Consider the following 2,664-nt stretch of genomic DNA (forward strand, 5'->3'; position numbering starts at 1 on the left):
GGAACTTGGAAATTTCGCCACCCTCTTTGGTGGTGATCCTGCCACGAATGATATTGCTGATGGCATCGGTGAGCTTGCTGGGTACCCCGAGTTTCTCAAGACCGTTGGCGATGGAGCTGAAGCCGAGGGCGTTCATGGGGCCGTCGGAGTCGATGGCTCCGTTCATAAGTGCGCCGTTGATGTTGGCTTCGTGAGGAATGGCGTCGTAGCCGGTTTCGCCAGGGTTGAAATCGTCGGAATCAAAGTGTTTGACGGACTCGGGTTCGAACATGGCCAGAGCGTCATGATTGACACTGCTGGCGGAGTCACTGTAGGCGATGCCTTTGTACCCTTTTGCCTGTATGGCCTGCGCCCAGTCGTCACCTTGGGCCACCTGATACATCAGGTCGAGGAACTGCTGACCGGTAGGCTGCTCAGTCTGCGCCACTTGCCGGAGGGTGTTGAGCTGCTGCGGTGGCAACAGGGACTCGGCCACCTCGAAGATCGGGTGACTGGTGTCGATCAGGGTGGACGCCCGCAGGTTGATCAGGTCGTTGGCTCGCACGACAACCGGCGTCAGTGTGGTGGTGAAGTCGATACCCATGTCTCGCAGGGCGGACTCGATCACGGACTCATGCTGTATCAGGGCATCGAGGCGGGTCTTCAGGTAGGGCCGTTCGTTGTTGTTGAGGTTGCGGGTTGTCTGGCTGATCTGCTGACGGATATTGGCCAGATCATCGGCCATTAACAGGGCGTCGGCCTCGCGCTCGCCCAAACCAACTTTTCGGATATGTTGGTTTAGTGCCTGCTGAATGGCTTTATCACCCATCTGGGAGCGGGCGATGTCGGCGTTGCGGTTGAGGTAGATCGCGTTGCCCAGTGCGCCAGAGGTGAACGGTTCGCTGTTCTCGGCGCTGGCGTTGTGCCAGAAGATCACCGGCTGATCGGTGGCCTCGTCCCACCCTTCCCCGCCTCGGGCGAACTTCTTCATGTTGGCGACACGAATGTCGTCGACATCCTTGAGTCGTGCGTTCATGTAATCGGCGGCGTAGGCAGAGGCGACGGATTTGCGCTTGCCGTAGGGGTTGGGATTGGCGGGTGCGAGCATATCGCCGTAGAACGAAAGCCTGCGGTAGTACTGCTTGATGGATTTATTGCCGATCAGGCCGTTGGTGAGGTAGGCGATCGCTTCGATAAGGCGGTCAACCATCGTGGATATACGACCACGGAGTCTGATCTTGTCGCCCCCCTGACCGGTGCGGTACGCCCAGATGTCACCCTTGGCGACACGCTCGGCCATGTGGTTGGCCATACCTTCCACGAACCACTCTTCGACCTGGGTGTCGACATTGCGGTCGCCGTACTTCTGGATAATGCGCTGCTTGATCGGGTCGTTGGACTCGCGGAACAATTGCGCCATGTGGGCTTTGTCCGCGTCGTCGAAGAGGGTACGCATGGTCATGTGACCGATCTCGTGCATGAGATCAACGGGGTCAGAGACGCCTTTGGTCAGGCCGATGGCGAACTGGCGCTGCTGCTTGCGAAGCTGGTTGAATGCCTCGCCAGAGAGGTCAGCAAAAGTAGCGGTCGCGTTGGCCGGTGGTGTCTGGCCGATCATGCGGTAGAGGTCAGCCATGGTGAGAACGTCGGTGTTGCTGGCCAGATCACCTTTGGTGGCCTTGCCGAGCAGGTTGATCATGCGAAACGCCATGGTGCGAAGGACGGACTGAATCTCGGGGTCGCGATGGGTCAGGAAAGACAACATCTGTCGAACATGCGCCGGAGCGTTGGCCGGAATATCGGCGTCCGGTGAGATGCCCTTGAAGGCGTCCTGCTCGATCTTGATGGCTTCGCGGATACGGGCGTCTTTCGGGGTGAATAACGTGAACTCGTCACCGCCTCGGGACTGGTGTCCCTTCATCTTTTTGCCCTGGGACTTGATGTAGAGGCGATAGACGATCTGATCAATGGTGTCACTGTCGGCACTGTCGACGGCGGTGCGAAGCGTACTCACCAGTTGATCCTGCTTCATGGGAAAGAGATCGCTGCGGATTTTCTTCGGCACGTTCTTGATCGGGATGTCCGTGGCCTTGAGTTTCCTGATGATCTCCTTGGCGGCATCCTGCGCTTTGCCGGTGCCCTTGTTCTCGATGACGATGGTGCGGAGTTCGTCGAGGGTGACTTTTTTGACGGAGGTGCCGGTGTCTTTGCCAGAGGTAACAGGGCGGCGCTTGCCGGTTTTTGCTTCGGTGATGGCGGCTTCCACGACGTTATCGTCGAGGGTGTTGCGATCGACGTACTGTTTACGAGCTTTGTCGTACACTTTGTCCAGCACTTCGGCGGCGTACTGGGTCTTGTTTTTAAATTGGGTACCCGAGATCAGGGTATCGTCTGCCACGGCAATGCCGGTGCCTGCATAGAAATCCCACCGCAACATCTTCTGCACTTTGGGAATCAGGTCTTTCAGGGGCGGCGATGGCAGACCGTGGGCGGGGTTGGGTTCGCCCTCTTCATAGAGTTTGTACAGGCCGTCGTAGTCGATCTCGCGGATATTAATATCCTGGGTGTCGATGAACTCGATCTCGTCGGCACTGTCGGCGCTGGCTTTGCGAATGCGCTTGGCCAGACGGAGGATTTGATGGGCGGCACCCTGCATCTCTGTGTGCAGCGGTGAGAGTACCGAGA

1 protein-coding gene is annotated in these 2,664 nt (G+C 58.0%); it reads right to left on the reverse strand.

The window, feature by feature from the left end; all coding sequences use genetic code 11:
- A partial coding sequence (locus tag AK963_RS27595; RefSeq protein WP_139117720.1) for a hypothetical protein occupies positions 1-2,635 on the reverse strand: 2,635 nt, incomplete at its 3' end.
- Between the last annotated feature and the right edge of the window lie 29 nt (positions 2,636-2,664).

The organism is Endozoicomonas atrinae, assembly GCF_001647025.1.
Taxonomy (GTDB): domain Bacteria; phylum Pseudomonadota; class Gammaproteobacteria; order Pseudomonadales; family Endozoicomonadaceae; genus Endozoicomonas; species Endozoicomonas atrinae.